At 30.5% G+C, this 21821-nt stretch carries 20 protein-coding genes; 2 read left to right on the forward strand and 18 right to left on the reverse strand.

Annotated features, from left to right (window positions below):
* Positions 1-211 precede the first annotated feature (211 nt).
* The gene (locus tag Q0842_RS07215) at positions 212-2773 is read left to right on the forward strand and encodes a circularly permuted type 2 ATP-grasp protein (RefSeq protein ID WP_298496123.1); all 2562 of its coding nucleotides are present in this window, start codon (positions 212-214) and stop codon (positions 2771-2773) included.
* A 1-nt stretch (position 2774) separates the two neighbouring features.
* The gene (locus tag Q0842_RS07220) at positions 2775-3665 is read left to right on the forward strand and encodes a transglutaminase family protein (protein WP_298496126.1); all 891 of its coding nucleotides are present in this window, start codon (positions 2775-2777) and stop codon (positions 3663-3665) included.
* Between the two features lie 27 nt (positions 3666-3692).
* Here the strand turns inward: Q0842_RS07220 and Q0842_RS07225 are convergent, their stop codons facing one another.
* The 18 genes from Q0842_RS07225 to pfkA form a co-directional block, all read right to left on the reverse strand.
* The gene (locus tag Q0842_RS07225; protein WP_298496130.1) at positions 3693-4214 is read right to left on the reverse strand and encodes a hypothetical protein; all 522 of its coding nucleotides are present in this window, start codon (positions 4212-4214) and stop codon (positions 3693-3695) included.
* 128 nt (positions 4215-4342) lie between these two features.
* Positions 4343-5155 carry an alpha/beta hydrolase-fold protein gene (locus Q0842_RS07230; RefSeq protein WP_298496133.1) on the reverse strand — a complete coding sequence of 271 codons (813 nt, stop codon included), beginning with the start codon at positions 5153-5155 and terminating at the stop codon, positions 4343-4345.
* A 13-nt stretch (positions 5156-5168) separates the two neighbouring features.
* On the reverse strand, positions 5169-5990 hold the full coding sequence (locus tag Q0842_RS07235) for a VOC family protein (protein ID WP_298496136.1): 822 nt from the start codon (positions 5988-5990) through the stop codon (positions 5169-5171).
* A gap of 437 nt (positions 5991-6427) precedes the next feature.
* Entirely contained in the window at positions 6428-7813 is a 1386-nt protein-coding gene (locus Q0842_RS07240; protein WP_298496139.1) for a T9SS type A sorting domain-containing protein, read from the reverse strand.
* 299 nt (positions 7814-8112) lie between these two features.
* A complete protein-coding gene (locus Q0842_RS07245) occupies positions 8113-8769 on the reverse strand; it encodes a response regulator (protein WP_298496141.1) in 657 nt (218 codons plus the stop codon).
* Entirely contained in the window at positions 8753-9445 is a 693-nt protein-coding gene (locus Q0842_RS07250; protein ID WP_298496144.1) for a sensor histidine kinase, read from the reverse strand. The genes Q0842_RS07245 and Q0842_RS07250 overlap by 17 nt, the downstream gene beginning before the upstream one ends.
* Before the next feature lie 522 nt (positions 9446-9967).
* Positions 9968-10480: a hypothetical protein gene (locus tag Q0842_RS07255; protein WP_298496146.1), complete on the reverse strand. Its 513-nt coding sequence runs from the start codon at positions 10478-10480 to the stop codon at positions 9968-9970.
* Positions 10481-10849: 369 nt separating this feature from the next.
* A complete protein-coding gene (locus tag Q0842_RS07260) occupies positions 10850-11635 on the reverse strand; it encodes a hypothetical protein (protein ID WP_298496148.1) in 786 nt (261 codons plus the stop codon).
* Positions 11636-11718: 83 nt separating this feature from the next.
* Positions 11719-12075 carry a VOC family protein gene (locus Q0842_RS07265; RefSeq protein ID WP_298496150.1) on the reverse strand — a complete coding sequence of 119 codons (357 nt, stop codon included), beginning with the start codon at positions 12073-12075 and terminating at the stop codon, positions 11719-11721.
* A 209-nt stretch (positions 12076-12284) separates the two neighbouring features.
* A complete protein-coding gene (locus Q0842_RS07270; RefSeq protein ID WP_298496153.1) occupies positions 12285-12953 on the reverse strand; it encodes a hypothetical protein in 669 nt (222 codons plus the stop codon).
* A gap of 42 nt (positions 12954-12995) precedes the next feature.
* Positions 12996-13124 carry a hypothetical protein gene (locus tag Q0842_RS07275; protein WP_298496155.1) on the reverse strand — a complete coding sequence of 43 codons (129 nt, stop codon included), beginning with the start codon at positions 13122-13124 and terminating at the stop codon, positions 12996-12998.
* A 241-nt stretch (positions 13125-13365) separates the two neighbouring features.
* A complete protein-coding gene (locus tag Q0842_RS07280) occupies positions 13366-13965 on the reverse strand; it encodes a hypothetical protein (RefSeq protein ID WP_298496158.1) in 600 nt (199 codons plus the stop codon).
* Between the two features lie 194 nt (positions 13966-14159).
* Positions 14160-15476 carry a hypothetical protein gene (locus Q0842_RS07285; RefSeq protein ID WP_298496161.1) on the reverse strand — a complete coding sequence of 439 codons (1317 nt, stop codon included), beginning with the start codon at positions 15474-15476 and terminating at the stop codon, positions 14160-14162.
* Between the two features lie 145 nt (positions 15477-15621).
* The gene (locus Q0842_RS07290) at positions 15622-17367 is read right to left on the reverse strand and encodes an AAA family ATPase (protein WP_298496163.1); all 1746 of its coding nucleotides are present in this window, start codon (positions 17365-17367) and stop codon (positions 15622-15624) included.
* Positions 17368-17524: 157 nt separating this feature from the next.
* Positions 17525-18739 carry an ATP-binding cassette domain-containing protein gene (locus Q0842_RS07295; RefSeq protein WP_298496167.1) on the reverse strand — a complete coding sequence of 405 codons (1215 nt, stop codon included), beginning with the start codon at positions 18737-18739 and terminating at the stop codon, positions 17525-17527.
* 9 nt (positions 18740-18748) lie between these two features.
* A complete protein-coding gene (locus Q0842_RS07300) occupies positions 18749-19609 on the reverse strand; it encodes an N-acetylglucosamine kinase (protein WP_298496170.1) in 861 nt (286 codons plus the stop codon).
* Between the two features lie 200 nt (positions 19610-19809).
* On the reverse strand, positions 19810-20814 hold the full coding sequence (gap, locus tag Q0842_RS07305; protein ID WP_298496173.1) for a type I glyceraldehyde-3-phosphate dehydrogenase: 1005 nt from the start codon (positions 20812-20814) through the stop codon (positions 19810-19812).
* Between the two features lie 18 nt (positions 20815-20832).
* A complete protein-coding gene (gene pfkA / locus Q0842_RS07310; RefSeq protein ID WP_298496175.1) occupies positions 20833-21819 on the reverse strand; it encodes a 6-phosphofructokinase in 987 nt (328 codons plus the stop codon).
* Positions 21820-21821 lie beyond the last annotated feature (2 nt).

Below are 21821 nucleotides of genomic sequence, written 5' to 3' on the forward strand. Positions count from 1 at the left end.
AACTAATTCTATTGTAATGTTTTTTCAAGTTTATTAAAAGCTTGTAACAAGAATTAATGGCATGTTTTATTGATGCTTTAGACACTATAAAGCAACTAAAAATTATGTAAATGGTAGAATTTTAATAAATAAACAAAGCATTTACTAAAGCTAACTTTAGTACATATATCAACATTATTTATATTAATTTTGCATTTTTTAAAAACACATAATGCCCAATAAAGAAGATACATTATTTCAGAATTACTTTTCCAGTTATAAAGCGTACGACGAGTTTTTAAAAACCGATATGTCTATAAATACTAATTGGAAAAAGTTATTAAATAAATTTTCTGAAATTGGATATAGTAATCTCCAAGCCAAACAAAACGAAGTTAATTGGTTAATGGAAGAAAACGGTGTAACTTATAACGTTTACAACGACCCTAATGGCATGCACCGGTCATGGAATTTAAATGTTGTTCCCTTTTTAATTCATGAAAACGAATGGGAATCTACCATTGAAAAAGGTCTTATTCAGCGTGCAGAATTATTAAACTTAGTTTTAAAAGATATTTATGGTAAACGCGAACTTATAAAAAATGGTATTCTACCTCAAGAAGTCGTTTTTGCTCATCGTGGTTTTTTAAGACAATGTGATCAAATTCAATATAAAGCAACCAAAACATTACAAATATATTCAGCCGATTTAGCTCGTGGACCAGATGGTCGTATGTGGGTAGTTAGTGACCGTACTCAAGCACCTTCTGGTATGGGTTACGCTCTAGAAAATAGATATGCACTTAATAATGTTGTTCCAGATATATTCGAAAACATTAACGTTAAACAGCCATTAGGTTTTTTTAACGATTTAAAACAGATGCTCATTGATTCGGCTCCTCAAAATAAAGACAATCCTAATATTGTCGTGCTTACGCCTGGTCCGCATAACGAAACTTATTTTGAACACACTTATCTAGCATCATTTTTAGGATATCCATTAGTAATGGGAAGCGATTTAGTTGTAAGAAACGGAAAACTATGGCTAAAAACACTTAAAAAATTAAAGCAAGTAGATGTTATTTTAAGGCGCGTTGACGATGCTTTTATGGATCCTTTAGAGTTACGAGAAGATTCGTATTTAGGTGTAGCCGGCCTTTTGGAAGTTGTTAGAGAACAGCAAGTTGCCATTGTAAATCCTATTGGTAGTGGTATTCTTGAAAACTCGGGCTTAGTTCCTTTTATGAATGCCATTTGTAAATATTATTTCAAAGAAGATTTAATTTTACCACAAATAGCCTCTTGGTGGTGCGGACAAAAAAAAGAATGCGATTATGTATTAAGTCATTTAAAAGATTTGGTAGTAAAACGCATTGATCGATCTAATAGAGAAAAAATATTTTTCTGTGAATTTTTAGACGAGGCTGCTTTAAAAAAATTGAAACACGAAATTTTATTAGCACCATACCAGTTTGTGGCTCAAGAAAAAATATCCTTTTCAACAGCTCCAAATTTTGTTGATGAAAGCTTAGAACCTAGAAAAGTATCTTGCAGAACGTTTGCTATCGCTAAAAAAGATAGTTATAGTATCATGTCTGGTGGTTTAGTTCGTGTAGCAGCAGATCGTGAAAAGTTATTTGTTTCTAACCAACGTGGTGGTATTAGTAAAGATTTTTGGGTAGTTTCAGAACAAACACAAGATCCTTTACAAAATTATGCTTGGGATGCCTCCACAAATAATGGTGTTGCCGATATTAATGATTTATCAAGTAATACCGCAGAAAACTTGTATTGGTCTGGGCGTTATTTAGGCCGTTCGTTAGTTACTGCTCGTTATTTACGTGTGGTACTAAATAGGATGAATCAAGAACAATTCAATTCAAACAAAACCAATAAAGAAAGTTTACACATATTATATCAATCTATTACTAACATAACCTCTACTTTCCCTGGTTTTATTGGCAAAGGTTCAGAAGAGCTCTTTAAAAATCCACTTCAAGAGATAATCTCATTAATTTTAGATACAGACCGTGTAGGCAGTCTTGCTCAAACCATGAATAGCTTTAATAATTCTTATTATTCGCTTAGAAGTTTGTGGTCTAAAGATATGTGGCGCGTTTTTGATGGAATTAAAAAACAATGGAAAACCTTTAAAAAAGCAGAAGATTTTTCAATTGCTAAACTTACAAAGTTTCTTGACCGCATAATTACGCGACTTATTGCTTTTATGGCACTTATTGAAGAAAGTATATTAGTAAATCAAGGATTGCTACTATATTTTATTGGTTTACAAACCGAACAAGCCACGATGCAAGTTGAGAAATGTCGCGCTTTACTGGTAGTTAATTATGAGAAACAAGTTCAGTACGAAATCTTAGAAGCGTTTTTAAACAGTAGCGAAAGTCTTAATATTTACAGATACAGTTACCGCTCGTATTTAAGTGTAGAAAACGTTATTAAATTGGTACTTTTAGATAAAGAATATGCCAAATCACTTACTTATCAAATTAAGCGTATAGAAAAAGATGTTAATAGACTACCCTACTCTGTTGGAGAAGATACGGTAGCTACTTGCAAAGAAAAAATTCATAAAGCTTATGAGATGATAAATAGTTTGCATGTTGAAGCGCTTAGTGGTTTAAATGAAAATGAAACATTAAGGCAAAATTTAGATGATGCTTTAGCAGAAATAAGTGATTTATTACATCAAACGGCTATGGAAGTGTCTAATACATATTTCAACCATTCTTATACACAAAAACAATTGACGAATCAAAATTTCCCAACGTTGTAATATGTTATATCAAGTTTCACATACCACAAGCTACAAATACCAATATGGTGTTACCTTTTGTCATAACATAGCCACTATAAAACCTAAAAATATGTTAGGGCAAACGGTGGTAGATTATAAATTAGAAATTAGCCCTACACCTACCGAATTTTCTGAGAAATTAGATTTTTTTGGAAACACGGTTACTCGCTTCTCAATACAAGAGCATCATAAAACATTAAAAGTAACAGCATTAAGTAAAATACTTAGAGATAGTAGCTTGGCTCCCAATATTTATGAATCTGAAATGGGACAACAAATTAATTTAATAGATGCGTTAGCCGTATTAAAAACTGAAAAGCTACATATTATAGATGTAAGACAATTTATGTTAGAATCTATTTTAATAGCTAATATTTCGTCTGAAATTAGAGCCTATGCCGAAGAATCGTTTAAACCTAATCGATCAATTTTTGAGGCCACCTACGAGTTAATGGAACGTATTTTTAACGACTTTGAGTTTAATCCAAACGTTACCAATGTTGCTACACCCATACACGAGGTTATAACTAATAAAAAAGGGGTTTGTCAAGATTTTGCACAAATTGCTATTGCTTGCATTCGTTCCGTTGGGTTACCTGCTCGTTATGTAAGTGGTTATATTGAAACATTACCACCTCCAGGAAAAGAAAAATTAGTTGGTACCGATGCCTCACATGCTTGGTTTTCCATTTACATACCCACTTTTGGATGGGTAGATTTCGATCCTACAAACAACCAAATACCCAAAGACCAACACATAATCGTAGCATACGGGCGCGATTATTATGACGTGCCACCTTTAAAAGGTGTTATTTATAGTTCTGGGGAAAATAAAATGAAAGTAGCTGTTGATATTAGGCCAGCAGTTTAAATAGTACTTTTTACGTTTAAAATGACTCTAATTGATTAAATAATAACCAACATTTACTAATTCTATCGAATCTATTAAACCTAAATCTAAAGAGTTTTCTTGATTAAAAGTTAAAACACAATGCGAATTTGCCGCAATTTCTAAACAAGGTACAGAGGCATTATTTGAAAAACTACTTGTTGTTTCCAAACCATCGGTATTTAATGTGAGTATTGGCACACCCGAAACCGCATAATCATTCGGGTTATTAAGTTTAATTTCAAATTCTAATCGTGTTGTGTTGTTACCCGTATCTGGGGTAAATTCAAATTTTATAATCTCATAAGAGAAATTCTCTAATGTAGGTGCCTCAATTAATTCAGCAACTGTAGGTTCTGGAAAATCACAAGGTACTTCTTGCGTAATATCATAACTATAAGATTGATTGTTTACAAAATAGTATTGCGGTATTGTTATGGTTTTCATACAATCGCTATCATCACTAGAGGCGCATCCAACTAATACAATTAACGTCAATAATAGCAGACTATTTTTTAGGGCTTTTTTCATTTTTATATTTTTAAATAACAAGTTTTTCACTAAAAGTTAAGTGTTATAATAAGTCTATTTTCTGTAAGAAAATAAACGTATGCAAAAGTACAACGTCCAATTGAAAAAACTAAAATTAGCAGAGTTTTTTATTCATGTAATGACCAAATAAAAGCTTTTTCTTTGGTTGCTCTAAAAATGGTATGATGTTTTTCTTTTGGCTCGTCTGAGTATTTCCAAGTTAACTTTTGTGGTGCATTATTTTTTAATGTGTCATTCAAGCTTTTAGTAAATTTGGAAATATCTTCTGTATCAGAGCCTGCAAACCAAAGTTTTAATGTTTTGTCTGGGAATTTAGACAATAACGAATCGGCGTTTTGGGTTAAATAATTGTTGTTCCACCAAAGGGAAGGATCCATGGCTATATAAAAATCAAAAGTTTCTGGTTTTGTTAAAAACGTTTCCATTACAAAAAGTCCTGCTAAAGATTCTCCTAGTATTCCTTTTCTGTTTTTCGTTCTGTACTTCTTGTTTATTTCTGGTATTAATTCTTCTACTATAAATGCTCTAAAGTTTTTGGCACCATCTGTTAATGGACAATATTGTTTATCATCTTCAACTTCAGAAAAACCAGTTAAATCTCTACCCCTTTCTGTGTTTTCAATTCCAACTAAAATGTATGGTGGTATTTTTTTATCGGCTAACAATGTATTTAAAGTATTGGCTATATGCGGAAAATCTTCTTTAATTCCACCATCTGGCATATAAAGCACATTAAAACGGTCTGTTGATGCTTTGTAATTTGGTGGTGTCCATATATTAATAACGCGGTTTTCGTTTACAATTTTCGAGCTTATAGTAAAACTATCATGTTCTGGAATGGGGTCTTCATTAACTATGCCTTTGTTTTTACAGCTAATTGTAATAGCTAAAAAGAATAGAAAGTATATTGTTTTATTCATGTAATTATGTTTGTTACAAATGTATAATTAATGGTAATTCTGGTCTTAAATCAAAAGATTTTCCTTGTATGTTATTATCAAAATAAAGTTCCATTAAGTGTTCTGTTCCATTTTTAACAGTCAAGTTTTTAATACCGTTTGCAGCTTTTATTGTTTTTGTTTTTAAATTTAAATTGGTTGATGTAATAATAATGTTTGTAATTTTTTTTGCTCCATTTGGGTGTTTGTAAAAATCTCTCACAAAGGCATATTGGTCTGGTATATTTTTTAAATCGGTTAACGTTTCAAATGTATCCGATTCAATTTCAGGATAAACCACAAAAATTGACGGTTCTTTTAGGTGTATTTTCGAGTTTTTTGCAGAATAGATAGAGGCATTTTTTAGCATCCAATCTTGATGGTATTTAATTTTTTCAAATGGAATTTTATCTACGTTATAATCTTTTACTTTAAGAGCTATGCTAAAAGGAGAAGCGCCATTGTTTTCTAAATTTGCTCTCGCAGTAAAATCTAAATCTTTATTTATCTTGTTATTATCCTCCAATTCCTTTTGGTTATAAACAAAAATCAATTCAAGGTAATTATTTAAAAAATGAAAATATCTTCCAGCGGTTCCTTGTCCTTTGTGTATTTGGGAAAGTGAATCTGGAACAGCTGTAAATCCAATGTCGGTTAAACGCTTTTTTGCCTTTTCAGGATTTTTAATCCAAATATTAAAATGGTCAACAAGTAAATCAGATGAAACTTTTTTAGTTATATCTGTTGTTGTTTTATTATAATTACAAGAAGAAACAGTTACAATCATTAAAATAAAAATAATAGTTATTCTTTTCATATTTACCTCATTTTTAATACTTCTTTGTTGTTTACTTTAAATTAATTATTCACGGCTTAAGTTAGTAATTCATTAAATTAGAAACATAAAGCACAAAAGAGAGCTTAAATAACTATATGTAATATACTATTAAAACAAGCTTTTGTATTACAAAATCAGGACTAATATATGATGATTCTTCTAAAAGTACTTTAGCTAAAAATTAGAATGTTTTTACTTTTTTTTTACCATAGTACTATGTTGGCTACAGTTTTTATATTTAATATTCGTTTATTTAGTGATTTAAAGAACTAAAGTTTAAGTGATAATACAATTATAATCAAATTTCAAGATTTTAAACATAAAAAACTCCCACAGAAATGTGAGAGTTTAATTTTTACGGTTTAGAGTTGCATTTAACGCTATATTTTATAATAACGCCATGTATTTATAAGCGACTACTCTAAAATAAGTTTTTTAGTTACTTTTCCTTTACTTGTAATAACTTCAACAAAATAAGAACCCGAAGTTAATTTTGATGTATTAATATTAGTTTCTTTAGTAGTTAAAACAGCTTGACCTAACATATTGTATATGTTTACTTTTACTAATGTCGATGTATTATTTAATTGAATAGTAAATTGGTTTTTTGCTGGATTTGGATATAAAGCAACATTAACTAGATTAAAATCAGGATTACTTAAAGTTGTAACTATTTCTAGTATAACATTTGTAGGTGTATAATTAATATTCCAGTTATAACCAGAAGGTAAATTTGCGGTATCAAATGTACCTGTAATACTACTTGCAGTTATAATTGTAAAACTATCGCCTGCAGCAGGTGTAAAACCATTTAAAAGGCTAACATCTAATGTGCCACCTAAAGTTATTGCTTCATAACTAAATACTGTGTCGTAATTTGAAGTACTTTCTAATTCTGTGATTAATGTAGCAGAACTTTCATGCGTGTAATCATTTATAAAAACATAAGGTCCAGGAGTAGGAGAATTTCCTGGACTTAAAATACCTGCATTACTAAAATTACCTGTATGATGTGTATTAACACCTGTTAGTGTACCATTGTTATTAAAGGTACCTGTATTAAAAAGTTCGCTAGTATTTTTATAAGTTGTGGTATTATTGACTGTAATGGTTCCATTATTTGTACAATGTACACTCTCAAAAGTACCAACTAAAACAGTAAGTGTTCCATCATTTGTAAAACTATAGCTATAATTTTGTGAGAGCCCTCTTGTATTACATGTACCAGAGGATGTATTAATAAATGTTTGATTAGCATCAATGTTAGTATTAATTAATTCTATAACTCCAATATTTGTAAAAGTTCCAGAGCCATTAAGAGTTAAACCACCTGTACTAACTGTTCCGTAATTATTAATTGTTCCATCATTTGTAATTCCATAACGCAAAGTGGAAATTCCAGTAACAGAAATGGTTCCTACAGATAAATTTATGAATGAAGGGACAGTAATATCACCATTATTTACATTACAAGTGCCATGATTTGAAATTGTCCCAGAACTATTTAAATAGCCATTCACATTTAAAGTATCATAATTTGAAATTGTTCCAGAGCCAAATATAATTCCATTCACATTTAAAGTGCCATAATTAATTATGTTGTCAGAATTATTTAATTCTACATCGCCATCGACATTAACGATGTCCCCAGAATTTATGGTTGTACCAGGATATGATGGCGACCAATTGGCAGTTTCTGTCCAATCTCCAAATTCAGAATAAGAATAGGTGTATGTGGTTTGTGCTTGTGTTGTTACTGTAAAAAGTAATAACAGTAAAAGGTTTAAAGTAGTTTTTTTCATAAGATAGTAAGTATTTGTTAATTGTGTTTTTAATGTTACTCGTGATTTTTTAGGGTTGTTTTCTATATAAGTGTGCTGCCACCAGAGTAAATAATTACTATGGTGTTACTTTTATTTAGAAAAATTGGAAATTTTAAGAAAAGAAGTATACTAGTATAGCAGGTAGGTTTCATAAAATTAAACGGTTTCTAAATTTTGGGGTTACTAATTTTAAACAATAATAGATGCTTAAATTTTGTAATAAAAAAAAATGTTAGGAAACGGATTTTTTTGTTGTGAAACACGTTCTGGGCTTATAATTACCAGTACTTTTTAGAAATTTTAAACCCTTTTTTATCTAAAAACACCATTTTTGAATCGCTTTTGGTAATATATTTAGGGTTAATGGCTTCGCTTTTATTGATGCGCTTAAAATTACTTTCTGGTACTTGTGTTTGTAATTTTGCAAAAGTTGTTCTCAATAATAAAGAGTTTAATTTGGTAAAATGCATTGTAATATATACCCCTTCTGATTCGGCAAATAAAAATTGATCCATATTAATATGATATTCCTTTTTACCAATAGTTAGCACGATGTTATTTACTGTGGTATTAACTAATGCTAATTTTATAGCAGTAATAACATTAGTTTCTTGTACTGGTTTAGAAATATATGCAGTTGGTGAAGTTTGTATAACCTTTGTTAAGGTAGCCTCGTCTGTAGACGCTGTTAAGTAAATAAACGGGATATTATATTTTTTATTGATTTGTTGGGCAATGTCTATTCCACTTTTACTGTTGTTTAATGTAATGTCTATAAGAGCTAGGTCTATAACATGATTTTCTAATACTTGTATAGCCTGATCGTAATTTTTAACAACCTGTGAAACATTAAAATGCTTTTGAACCATTTTTTGAATGGAATATGCAATAAGCATTTCGTCTTCTACAATAAGGATATTAGCTTGTTTTTGCATAAGGTATCGTAATAAAAAAAGTACTTTGTTTTCTGTTATAGGTTCCTGAAATTTGGTTGAGCATGCCTTTTATTATGTAAATACCCATGGCTTCTGGTTTGTCATTTTCTGGAAAAAAATTACCGTTATCTTTATAAATAACTTCTATTGTCTTGTCTTTTGCAACTAAATTTAATTGGAGTTCAAGATCTTTATTTTTACTGGGCTTAGCGTGTTTTATAGAATTTGTAATAAGCTCGTTTAACACCAAACCAAAAGGCAACGCAATATCTACTATTAGTTCAATGTTTGAAGCTTCAATTTTATAATTATATTTTTTAGTAGTAATAGAACGCTTCGTTTCAAAAATATTTTTGGCGTATTCTTCTACGTTGACAAAAGATTTTTTAGTAGTTTCCATGTCATAAGAAAATAGATGATGTCCAATAGCTATTGTATTTACTCGATTATGTAGTTGCTTAATAAGTTCTTCGGTGGTCTTGTTGTTTTCTTGTCCTTGAATTTCAATTAAACTTAAAATAACAGCCAAATTATTTTTTACGCGATGATTAATTTCATGAATTAAAAATGTTTTGTCTTTTACTATTTTTTCAAGTTTTAATGCATCTTTTTCAATAATTAATTTTTGTTTGTCTATTTGTTTTTTTCTTCTGTTTTCTTGAATTAAAAATGCCAATAGTACAATGGCTATAATAAATATTAATAAAAGGTTATTTTGTAAAGTCTTATTTTCAGTAATAATTTCTTCTTTATGTATTTTTTCCTTTTTAAGTTCAAAATCTAAATTTTGCTCGTTTATTTTTATTGTTTTCAGATTAAAATTATGCGCTTTTTCAAATTCTACAGCTCTCTTATAAAAAAATATAGCCGAGTCTAATGCATTTTGCGCTTCAAAAGCTTCACTTTTTTTTAAATAGCTCGCAGATTTAATTTCAAGATAATTGGTGTTTTTAATATGGTAAAAAGCAGAATCAATATATTTATATGCAAGTGCTTCATTGTCTAGCTCTTCATAAATTTCACTAAGGTTTAAGTATAAATAAGCAACGCTTATTTTGTTGTTAAGTGCTTTACCAATAGCAATTGCTTTATTATTTAATTGTATAGATTTTTTGTAGTTTTTCTTATAGGCATAATAGAAAGACAGTAGTATACCAGCTTCAGAACTTTTACTTGTATCGTTTTGCTCTTCGGCATATTATTTGGCTTTTAAGGCAAATTGAAAAGATTTATTTCTTTGTTTTTGAATACGATACCAAGAAGAAACTCTTATAAGCCATGTTGCATAATATTTTTTTTTAATACTCTCACTTTTATCAATATTGTTTTTTGCCAATGTTAGGCTTTGAAAAGAACTTGGAAAGTCTTCCAAAATTTCAAAAATGAGCGCTCGTTCTATTAATAATTTGGTGAGGTGGTAGTCTGTTAAATGGTGAAGTGATAATATTTCGTTGGATAGTGCTAGTCCCTCATCTATTAAATTGGCATCAACAAGTACCTGAACCTTTAAAACTTTTAAATTATCTATTTGTTCTGCACTATAATTTTTAGGTTTGTTAGCAAGTACAAAATTTATTTCGTCTAGAACCTTAGCATGTTCATGATAAAAAATGAGGTTTTCTATTCTATCATAAAACACATCATAATTACTAGATTGGCTAAAGCAGTATATAGAATTAAGTAATGATAGGATTAAAAAAACAACTCTCAAGGTGGCTTATTTATAAATAATAGTTAACTATCGCTTTTTTAGTGATAATAAAACTAAAACGATTTGGTTTTTTTACTGCATTATAATTCTAATACTTCGTGAGTATTAAAAATTTTTTCAAAGTTACTATTTAAATTTAATGCAAGGATTTGAGAAAATACATTTCATAACAAAAAAGTTAGATTTTGTATCATTTATTATTTTTTGTAACCAATTTATAAGGACAAACACTAATTTTTGGATAAAGAATAACGACATTATTTCTAGTAAATCATGAAATAATAGGTAGTTATTTATTTGAGTCACAGAATGAAGAATACTTCCTAAAATCCGATTATTTTTATACGTTTGAGTAAGGTCTGGTGTTTTTTAATTCCAATAATCAACACATTTTTCTTGTTCTGCAATTCTCAAAACAGAAAAACCTAATGCAATTGCTTTACTAAAGTCTTCACAACCTTCTTCTTTGTCTCCCAATTCATATCGCGCTAATCCTCGAAGAAAATAGGCGTTTTTATTATTTGGGTCTATAGATATTGACTTATTACAGTCAGATACAACTCCAACTAAATCATTTGGAAACCTGGTCCCTGCTCTATTTATATACACTCTAGCATTTAATGTATCTGATACTAAATAGCTATTAAAATCTTCTCTGGCTTTATCAATCATACCAGTAGCCATATACATTCTAGCTCTATTAAGTTGCAATTCTGGATTAGTAGATTTAACTATTTCTTCATCAAGTTGTTTTATTAAATCTTTAAAGTTGGGTTTGGTCCAAAAACCCATTGTTGTCTTTATTCGTCCGCCACAATCGTCGTCAATAAGGTCAAATGCCAAATAATATTTCGTTTGATACATTTTATATTGACCACTACTCGGACACATTTTTCCATCTTTATCAATAAATTTAATAGTATCACCAGATACTTCATATTTTGTAACTACGTCTATTATTTGGTCGTTACCAAAATCTGCCTCTATCAATCCGTTTTCTTTAAAATTAAAGCCAATGGGTCCAGTTTGCCCAATTCTTACCCATTTACCAACAATACTATTTCCAGGTTCTATAACTGCCTGTTTGTTTTTATTATCATTACAAGACCAAACAGTTACAATTATTAAAATAAAAACAATCGATATTCGTTTCATATGTATCTCATTTTTAATGCTACTTTGTTGTTTTCTTTAAATAAAAAAGACACTTTTATGACGGTTCGTTTTTATTTTTTACTTCAAATATTTTGTCCAAATGTCAATAAATTACTGTCTGGGTCAAGAATTGAAAATTCTTTTTGTCCCCAAGGTTTAATTTCCAATTTTCCATTTGGGTGAATTTTAGTCTGTTTTTTTAATAATAATTTATAAAATTCCTCAATATTGTTAGTCCGAATATAGACTTGTCCATAATTTTCTTTCGGGTCTATTTCTTTAAATTCGAAGAAATGGATTTGGATTTGGTCTTTTTCCATTATCAAATAACCGTCAAAATCGGTACTTCCAAATTCCTTAAAACCTAATTGGTTTGTGTAAAATTCCCGAGTCACTTTTTTGTCACGCATCGGTAATTTCGGATTAATGTCCGTTAGCATATTATCTTGAGTTTTAAATCTATATTTATGTTGACCAAGTCAATTCAATATTCGCAATTTTACTTATTTCAGGACGTGTCAAAATTCTGAACAACGTGTTTGTGTATGATTTCGTTGCGTGTTTTAAGCACCTAATTTAGCAAATACAAACTGAACAGAAAATCCGTGAGGATTTTGTTAATAGGTTTTTATATAGCATTTAATTTTGTTCATTGTTGTATGCTGTGCATATTGTTCAAAGCATTTTGTACTATGAATAATCCAAAAACCCACAAAGAGATTGATTGAAACTCATCATAACGCAATAATTTTTGTGCCTCTCTAGATTCTGATAAATCAATGTGGTCTAAAAGTTTTTTCACTTCTTTTGGGGAAAATTTATCTTTACTTTTATAGTTTTCCTCACCAATTAACATGCTAAATTCATTTGCTAAATTCTTATAGTTCCCAGAATTTATTGTTTTAGCTAATCTTTCTTTTGATATCGCTTGCATCATTCCCCAATTTCCATCACCCTGCCATTCATTTAAAATTCCATATGTTTCAAAAAGTGTAAATTTTCTTTTTCCAACGTATCCTTTTAATTCAAAGTATTTTTTGAATCTTTTGTTGAATGTGTTTTTATTACATTTTGTTAATTCATAAAGATCTTTCTTATTGATTTTTTTCTTATAAATTAATTCTAAATATTTAACAAGTTGTTCATCAGAATATTGGCTGGAATCTTTAATTCTTAAATCAAGGAAACCTAAAAAATAGAATATATATATTAAAAAATTTCTAAATGAATTAAAATTATAATTACATAGGCATACAATTATAAATAGTACCGGAGTTTCATTTACATATCTTTTTCTTTTAAAATCAAAATCATCCATAAAAAATATGCGCTACTTTTTTCAAGTAGCGCATTTACTAATTTAGTTATTTTTAGTTCTAGGGGCTGGAGGTACAGTCTTTCCTAGCCTTGTTGGTGCATTTCCTCTGTTTAGTCCTGAAGGTTTTCCAGTTGTACTTGGTGCATTTTTTAATCCGCTTGATTTTCCCATTTTTTATAATTTTAAATTAAACTTAAACAAATTTAAATTTGTTTAGTTTTATGTTGTCTAAATTTTAATCGTTAGTAATTTTCTCATTACATAAAATGTTAATGTCTACGAAATTTGTGTGTTTATTTGCGAGGATTTTTCGAAGAAAATCTAATGTTGCAAATATGTAACTACCAATGTTTTATCAATAAACCGCAATTATATTTATAATTTGTTTGGCATAGTTTAATTTTAATAACGATTAATCCCAATTCCAACCTGTAATTACATAATTAAGTGTTTTAATCTCTTTTATTTTACCAAGCTTAATTCCATCAAATCCCCTGATATATAACTGACGTTTAGAACCAGTTCTTTTAATATATGATGCTTCTTTTCCATTCCAACTCCATCCATTAATATTGTCAGAATCGGATAATTGAATTGTTTTATGGTTGCCAAAAGTAGAACCGTTAAAACTTCTTATGTAAAGATTAATTGGGCCATTCATTTCAGCAATATAACTTGCCTTTTTTCCATCCCAATTCCATCCTCTCCAGTTGTCGTTTTCTTTGGCAACATCCTGTCTACTTGTCAAGGCACTAAAGTTAATTCCATCAAAATTTCGAATGAATAAAGTAGTTGTAGTCCCAGATTCTATAGCACAATAACTTGAAACTTTTCCGTCCCAACACCAACCTCTCCAATTACTTGCCTGAGCTACAGGGATTTCTTCTTCAACGCTAATTCCATTTCCAAAAGAATATCTTCCTCTTATTAGATAAGTTTTTCCTCCTTTAACTGCTAAAAAACTACATTTTCTTAATTGAAATTCATTTAATTCAGATTGAAAATCTTCCATTGTATTTTTGATTTAAATTAATATTCCTTGTTAAATAACCAAGTTCTAAATTATGCCAGCGACGGTCTAGGCTATGAGTAGTTGCGTGGTTTAGCGATTAACTTTGCAAGTACAAACCAAGTTGGAAATTCCGCAGGAATTCTCAAAGTAGGCGAGAACAAGCAATTACTTATAGCCATTGTTGTGCATAGTTTTTATTCTTTTTTTGCTTTTTTCTGTTTTTCGGATAATTCCTTTTTAACAGTTTTTTCTTTTACATCAGGATTATTTTTGATTTGCTCATCTATTATTTCCTGTAAAGGTCTTTTGGGTATTTCCAAAATATGATATTCTTCATCAAATATTTCTTTATATGTTTCTTTGAATTTGTCCTTTTTTCTTAGAGAATAGAATAAAGGCCAAGTCATATAATTTTCTTTATCAACTTCTCCATCATTTCCGATTTTCTTCATTAGTTCGTAGCATTCATCATATTTTTCATTTAGCACTAAATGTGCTAATTTAAAATCATCGCTACTTGCACTCCAATCTTTTGAGTTTATAATGGTTTTAGCTTCTTTCTTTTTGCTTTGCAAATATTGTGATAATGCTTTATTAACAACAAATACATTCTTAAAAGCATCATTATGATGTTTTTTTTGTAAGCAAGCAAAGTCTAATAATATGTCAGCTATTTTGTATTGTTTTGAACTCATAAGATCAAAACAAGTGTCATTTAATTTTCTATCAGCTTCTTCAATATCATCCTTTAATAATTTCCTCCATAATGTATGAGTAAGCTTTGTTGCAATCTCATATAAGCATTCATAAGTTTCTATGAAATATTCGAGTTCAACAGTCAATCTGTCGTTAACTTTAGTATCTCCAATTTTACAATGATTTTCTTTACATACCTTGATATATTGACTTGAAACCTTACCATCACAATGAACAAATAGGTTACGCCTCTCAGTTATTTCAATAAAGATTTTCCATATAGGAAGGTCTTTCCTCAAAGGCATTGAAAGCTTATTTTCTAAGTATTCAAAATGTTCTGTATGACTTTTTCTTAGAATTGTCTCAATTTCTTTTTCTATTATATACTCACGAGCTTTCTCGATTGAACTGAATTCTACTAATTGAGAGAAACTCAAATTTCTTTCTGAATTATTAAGATATTCTGGTCGAATGTCAAATAATGCTCTAAATAGTCTATTGAGAAAAGCATCAAATTGGGATATCAATGAAACGAATAAACTTTCGGGGATAATTTTAGATGCTAAAATTGAAATTTCTGAATTTTTTGATAACGTTTCAAAAATCTTTGATTCTTCATATTTTACAGCTATCGCTTTTTCACCATTTTCCACTTCAATTTCTTCAACATTCTCCTCTATAAATTTCTCGAACTTTTGACTGGCTTTTTTTTGATGTGGACCAATCAGAAGCATTGTCATTGGTAAAGTATCTTTTATTGAATCAATATGTCTTAAAAATGTATGTAAGTTTACGTGTAGTTCTTTTCCATTCATAAGGTTTCGTTCAAATTATGCACAACGTGTTTGTGTATGATTTCGTTGCGCGTTTCAGCAACTAATTTAGCAAATACAAACCGAATAGAAAATCCGTGAGGATTTTCGTAAGTAAGCCTGTACTAGCAATGAATTATACGCGTTGTTAGGGTACGTTAAACTTTTCATTTAATTCAATTTTATTCAAGACTTCAATAACTTCACTATCTATTTCAGATTTTTCAATATTTCGCGCTATTTTAAATGAATTTAGTGAGACTCCATATCTCTCTTGTGACCATTTGCTTAGTTTTTTTATTGCTTTCTTACCAGGTATTAAGGATAGTTTGTTTGATTCCCAATTTTGGTCAACGATATTTCTGGCAATTGAATTAGCTGACTTAACTGAAAGACTTTTGTCTCTTTGAGAAATCTCAGTTGCATAATTATCTGTGACTTCTTCTTTAAAGCTTTTTGCAATTCGTTTTAATTTAGTATCAATTTTCTTCAAAGTAATTGACTCCTCTTTATTTTCGTTTTTAATAGTTCGTAAAATTGCAGATGGTAAAAGAAGGTAATTTTCAATTTCCTTTTTTTTCCAAATATGCAAATTAATTGAGTGCTTTTGAGCTTCTTTATATCTAATTAATTTGTCCTCATCAATGTGATAATCAGAATCTAAAATACAGTAAGTGTTAATACTAATTTTACTGTCTTTAAAAACTTTATTTGAGCCAATTACACGTTGCCATCCTCCCCATCCTTCAACGAAGGTTTTTGGAATTGTATCTATAGGATCATTAGCATTATCAAATAAAGTATCTCTTAATATTCCTAATATTTTTGTGTCATCATGATTTCCTTCAACGATTAAGAATTTTTTATGCGAAAACATTCTAGCAATTTCCAAATTATGGACGCTACCAATATTTTCAATTATTTGCTGAACAACTGGAGAATTACTAGCGTAATTCAATCTTCTTATTGAAGAATCTACAGGCAATATATTATCAGGTTCAACTTCCGACATTATTTCTACTGAATGAGTAGCTATGATAATTTGTTTATAACGTCCTTTTAGAAGCCGAATGAGTTTTCTTTGTAAATCTGCATGCATATAAACATCAGGCTCATCTAAGATAACCGTTGAGTCGTCATCACTTTTACTAAGAAACCACATTGTTTGCAACCACATTTGGAGACCATGACCCATCCAACCAATCTCGGCAGAGAAATTGTTATCACTAACTATGAGTCCTAATGGTCGACCTTCAAAAGCAGATCTGCCATTAAGCTCTCGAATCCCTAATCCTCTCCATGTTTTTTCAGATAAATCTTTAAACTTCGGGAAGCATTCATAGTTATATTTGATTTGATTTCTAAAATGTCTTGAACTTAAGTATGAATCTAATCCTGATTGTACAGTTTTATATTTTAATACTGTTTCAGATTCTTGTAATGGAGAAATTTGAGGTAGTATATTAACTGATCGTATATTTATTTTTCTTGCCTGGGATTTAGAGCTTATTATATTCCCTTTTTGATCGTAAATAATTGCAAATACATCTGCTTCTTCTCCTATATAAATTTCAAATTTTGTTTTGTTGCTAAAATTTGCGGTAATTTTTGCAGGTGATTCACCATACATGTGAAACAAATTTTTAGTAGAAATATTTAGTTGAGATAGAGAAGGAGAAATTCCCAAGAATTTAGGGTTTAAATCTAACCAAATGGGTGAAGTTTTATAATAAATATTTATACATCTTGAGGCTACAATTCCTACAATTCTTAACACTTCTATTAATGTTGATTTTCCAGCATTGTTTTTGCCAACTAATATTGAAATATTTCCAAATTCAACAATTGTGGATTCAAAGCATCTATAATTTTCAATTTTTAGTTTTCTAAGCATATTTTATAATGTACCCTAACTAGTTATATAACAACTTTAACTACTATTACCCCTTAATAAACTCAGGATTAAGCAACAAAATACTGTTATGTACAATAAATATAAATATTACAAACTTGTAATCAAAATCTTATTCGACTAAATACAAATACAACTGCTAAATTACTTTTTTACCTACAGAGCCGGTTGGGTTTGGGGTGAGTTCAAAAATAAAATCGGGGGTAATAAAGTCTTCTTTTCTGTGCGATACATAAATAATAGCCGTTTCGCTTTCTTTGGCTATTTTGTTTACCAATTCTGAGAATAATTGGGCATCGGTATCGTCTAGTCCGTTGGTAGGTTCGTCTAAAATAAGTAAAGGCGGGTGTTTTACCATGGCTCTGGCAATAAGTACCAAGCGTTTGTGCCCGTTAGATAAAAACTGGAAGCTTTTATCTTTAATAGCCGTCATGTTTAAAAGTGCTAACCATTGGTTGGCAATACTTAGTTGCCTATCGGTTGGGTAATTATAAAGTCCTACAGAATCTACAAAGCCAGAAATAATCATACTTTCTATAGTATCTCTGCGTTTAAAACCACGTAGCATCTCGGAGGTATAAAAACCTATGTTTTTTTTAATATCCCAAACGGTTTCGCCACTCCCCTTTTTTATACCAAACAAAGTCATATCTGCCATATAGCCTTTTGGGTTATCGCCAGAAATTAACGAGAGTATGGTGCTTTTTCCTGAGCCATTTGGGCCTATAAGTTGCCAGAACTCACCAGGTTTAATTTGCCAAGTTATGTTATTAATTATAGGGCGTTCGCCATAACTTACAGAAACCTTATTGAGTTGTATTAAGGGGTTAAAGATTTCTCTATCTGTTTTATAAGGTTGTGGCAAATCTTGTGTAAAATGTATGGGCTTTGTTTCTTGTGGTGCTTCATACAATTTAGGTTCGCCATCTTTTAACACATAAATAGTTTTAATAAACTGTAAAATATCGCGTTTTCTGGTCGCTATTTGTATAATTTGAGTGTTTTGGCTTAATTGAGTAAGTGTGTTTTCTATTTTAGTTTGAGCTTGGATATCTAAACAATCAAAAACATTATCTAAAACAATATATTCGGGTGAAGATTTTAAAATATGATTGAGAAGCGCGCGTTTGCGTTCGCCTTCAGAGGAGTTTTTAAGACTGTTTTTTGTGGCTGTTTGCACATCAAAATGCCCATGACGTGTTTCTTCTTCTATAAAAGCATTGACTGTGAAATCTGAAAAAACAGCACCTTTACGTGTGTTTAAATCTTGAAACCACTTGCCTGAAGTAATATTTTTGAGAAGTTGTTTTTTATTCTCTGTATTAGAAATGTAAAATGCTTTATGCTTAGGCATAAGCATATTTTATAAATCTTTAGTGTGGAATGGCACTAAACCATCTATAGGTCTGCGCTCGAAATTACCAACGGTAAAGCCCATTTCTGCTGCCACTTCTTTAATTTCTTTTTGAGCAAAAAAGGCAATAGAGCCTGCAAAATGTACCGGAACGGTTTTAAGCTCTTCTTTATATTGCATAATCATGTTTGTTGCAAATTCTCTGATACCCTTTTTAATTAAATTAATAGTGTATTCTGAATCTTTATGCAAAAACATAAACTCTGCAAAGTTTGCTAAATAAGCATTAGGACTTGGTTGCTTGTATAGGTTGTATTTAATATAATCGGCATCCATGTTATACTTAGCACCAAAGGCTATCCTCACATTTTCTGGCATGTGATTAAAATAATAATCTTTAATTAATTGTTTGCCGTAATAATTACCAGAAGCATCGTCCATGAGTGTGTAACCCAATGAAATAACACGTTGGTGTAACTTTTCGCCATCGTAATAACTACAGTTAGAACCTGTACCCATAATACATACTACGGCAGCTTCTTTAGGGTGGTTAATAGTGGCATAAACAGCAGCTAAAGTATCTTCGTTAACTTCAACATGTGCTTTAGAAAAAATATCTTTTAATACCGATGTTAATAATTCTCTTGCATTATCGGTACCACAACCAGCACCATAGAAAAATACATGCGTTACGGCATCTGCATTTTCTTTTAATTCTTTACTCTTCTTTATGATTTTATAAAGCTTTTTTTCGCTTAAAATTGCTGGATTTAATCCTTTAGTACGGATTTTGTCCATTAATTTATTTCCGTTAGTATCTACAGCTAACCAATCTGATTTTGTAGAACCGCTATCAACAATTAAAATCATGCGTTTTAGAATTAAAAGGTTGTTTTCGTTACATGGCCTTTATTTTGCCCATGACACGTTAAAAAATAATATCCCGATATGTATCGAGAGGTGTTTAAGTAACTATTTGTGTTTATTTAAAGAAAACAAAAATAGATTTAAACTAAAAAAGCCACAGCATTATTCGTTGGAATAATGCTGTGGCATATATAAATTATGTATTATAGAGAACCGATATGTTGAGCTAAATCAACTAATTTAGTTGAGTAACCAAACTCATTATCATACCAAGATACTAATTTTACAAAACCATCATTTAAAGCCATACTTGCGTTAGCATCAAAAGTACTTGTTTTAGGCTCAGATACGAAATCTTGAGACACAACACCTTCTTCAGTATAACCTAAAACACCGTTTAATTCACCTTCAGAAGCTTCTTTTAAAGCAGCTTTAATTTCAGCCCATGGAGCTGGTTTTTCTAAACGACAAGTTAAATCTACAACAGATACATCAACAGTAGGGATTCTAAAAGCCATACCAGTTAATTTTCCGTTTAATTCAGGAATTACTTTTCCAACAGCTTTAGCCGCTCCAGTTGAAGCAGGTACAATGTTGTTTAAAGAAGCACGACCTAAACGGTAATCTTTTTTAGAAACACCATCAACAGTTGATTGAGTTGCAGTTGCAGCGTGAACTGTAGTCATTAAACCTTCAGCAATTCCGAATTTATCGTTAATTACTTTAGCTAATGGCGCTAAACAGTTAGTAGTACAAGAAGCGTTAGATACGATAGTATCAGCAGCAGTAATTTGCTTGTGGTTTACACCCATAACAAACATTGGTGCATCAGCAGATGGTGCAGAAATAGCAACCTTTTTAGCTCCAGCTTTAATATGTTTACCTGCACCTTCTAAGTTTGTGAAGATACCAGTACAATCTAAAACAACGTCTGCTCCAATAGCATCCCATTTTAAATCTTCTGGGTTACGTTCTGCAGTTACTCTAATGGTGTTACCGTTTACTACAAGATTTCCATCTTTTGTAGAAATAGTACCATCAAACTGTCCGTGAACAGAATCGTACTTTAATAAGTAAGCTAAATGATCTACATCTAATAAATCATTAATCCCTACTACTTCAATATCATTTGATCTAGATGCTGCTACTCTAAAAGCAATTCTACCTATTCTACCAAATCCGTTAATTCCAATTTTTAATTTTGACATAATCGTGTTTATAAATGTTTATGTGCTCATGATATCTGAGACACGCAATAATTCTAAGTTTATTTTTGTTTTTCCTTTAATGGCATTATCTAAAGGAGTAAGTTCCATTTTACCATCTAACAGACCTACCATATAATTGGTTTGTCCGTTTAACATAGATTCAACAGCCTTTACACCCATTCTACTTGCTAAAACTCTATCAAAACAAGAAGGCGCTCCACCACGTTGCATGTGCCCAAGAACGGATACACGCACATCATAACCTTCCATATTTTCATCAACATAGTCTTTTAATTGGAAAATGTTTTTTCCAATTTTATCGCCTTCAGCAACAATAACGATACTTGATGATTTTCCTGTTTTTCTACTTTTATTAAGAGATTCAACTAATCTATCTAATCCTAAATCTTCTTCAGGTATTAAAATTTCTTCAGCACCACCAGCAATACCAGCATTTAAAGCTATATGGCCAACATCGCGCCCCATAACCTCAATAAAGAATAATCTGTTATGTGAACTGGCTGTATCTCTAATTTTATCAATAGCTTCTACAACGGTATTTAAAGCCGTATCAAAACCTAATGTGTGTGATGTACCTACAATATCATTATCAATAGTACCAGGAATACCCATTACTGGGAAACCAAATTCTTGATTAAAAATAAGAGCTCCTGTAAAAGATCCATCTCCACCTACAACAACTAATCCATCAATATTATTATCAAGTAATTGTTTGTGTGCTTTTTTTCTACCTTCTTCTGTTCTAAACTCTTTTGATCTTGCAGATTTAAGTATTGTACCACCTTTATTAATGATACCTCTTACGCTTCTAGCGTTCATTTCTTTGAAGTCTCCTTCAATTAAACCTTCGTAACCTCTGTAAACTCCAACACACTCTACTCCATGATAAGCAGCAGTTCTAACAACGGCACGTATTGCTGCATTCATTCCTGGAGAATCTCCACCTGAAGTTAAAACAGCTATTTTTTTTATCGATTTCGACATTA

Source organism: uncultured Algibacter sp. (assembly GCF_947495675.1).
Lineage (GTDB): Bacteria > Bacteroidota > Bacteroidia > Flavobacteriales > Flavobacteriaceae > Algibacter_B.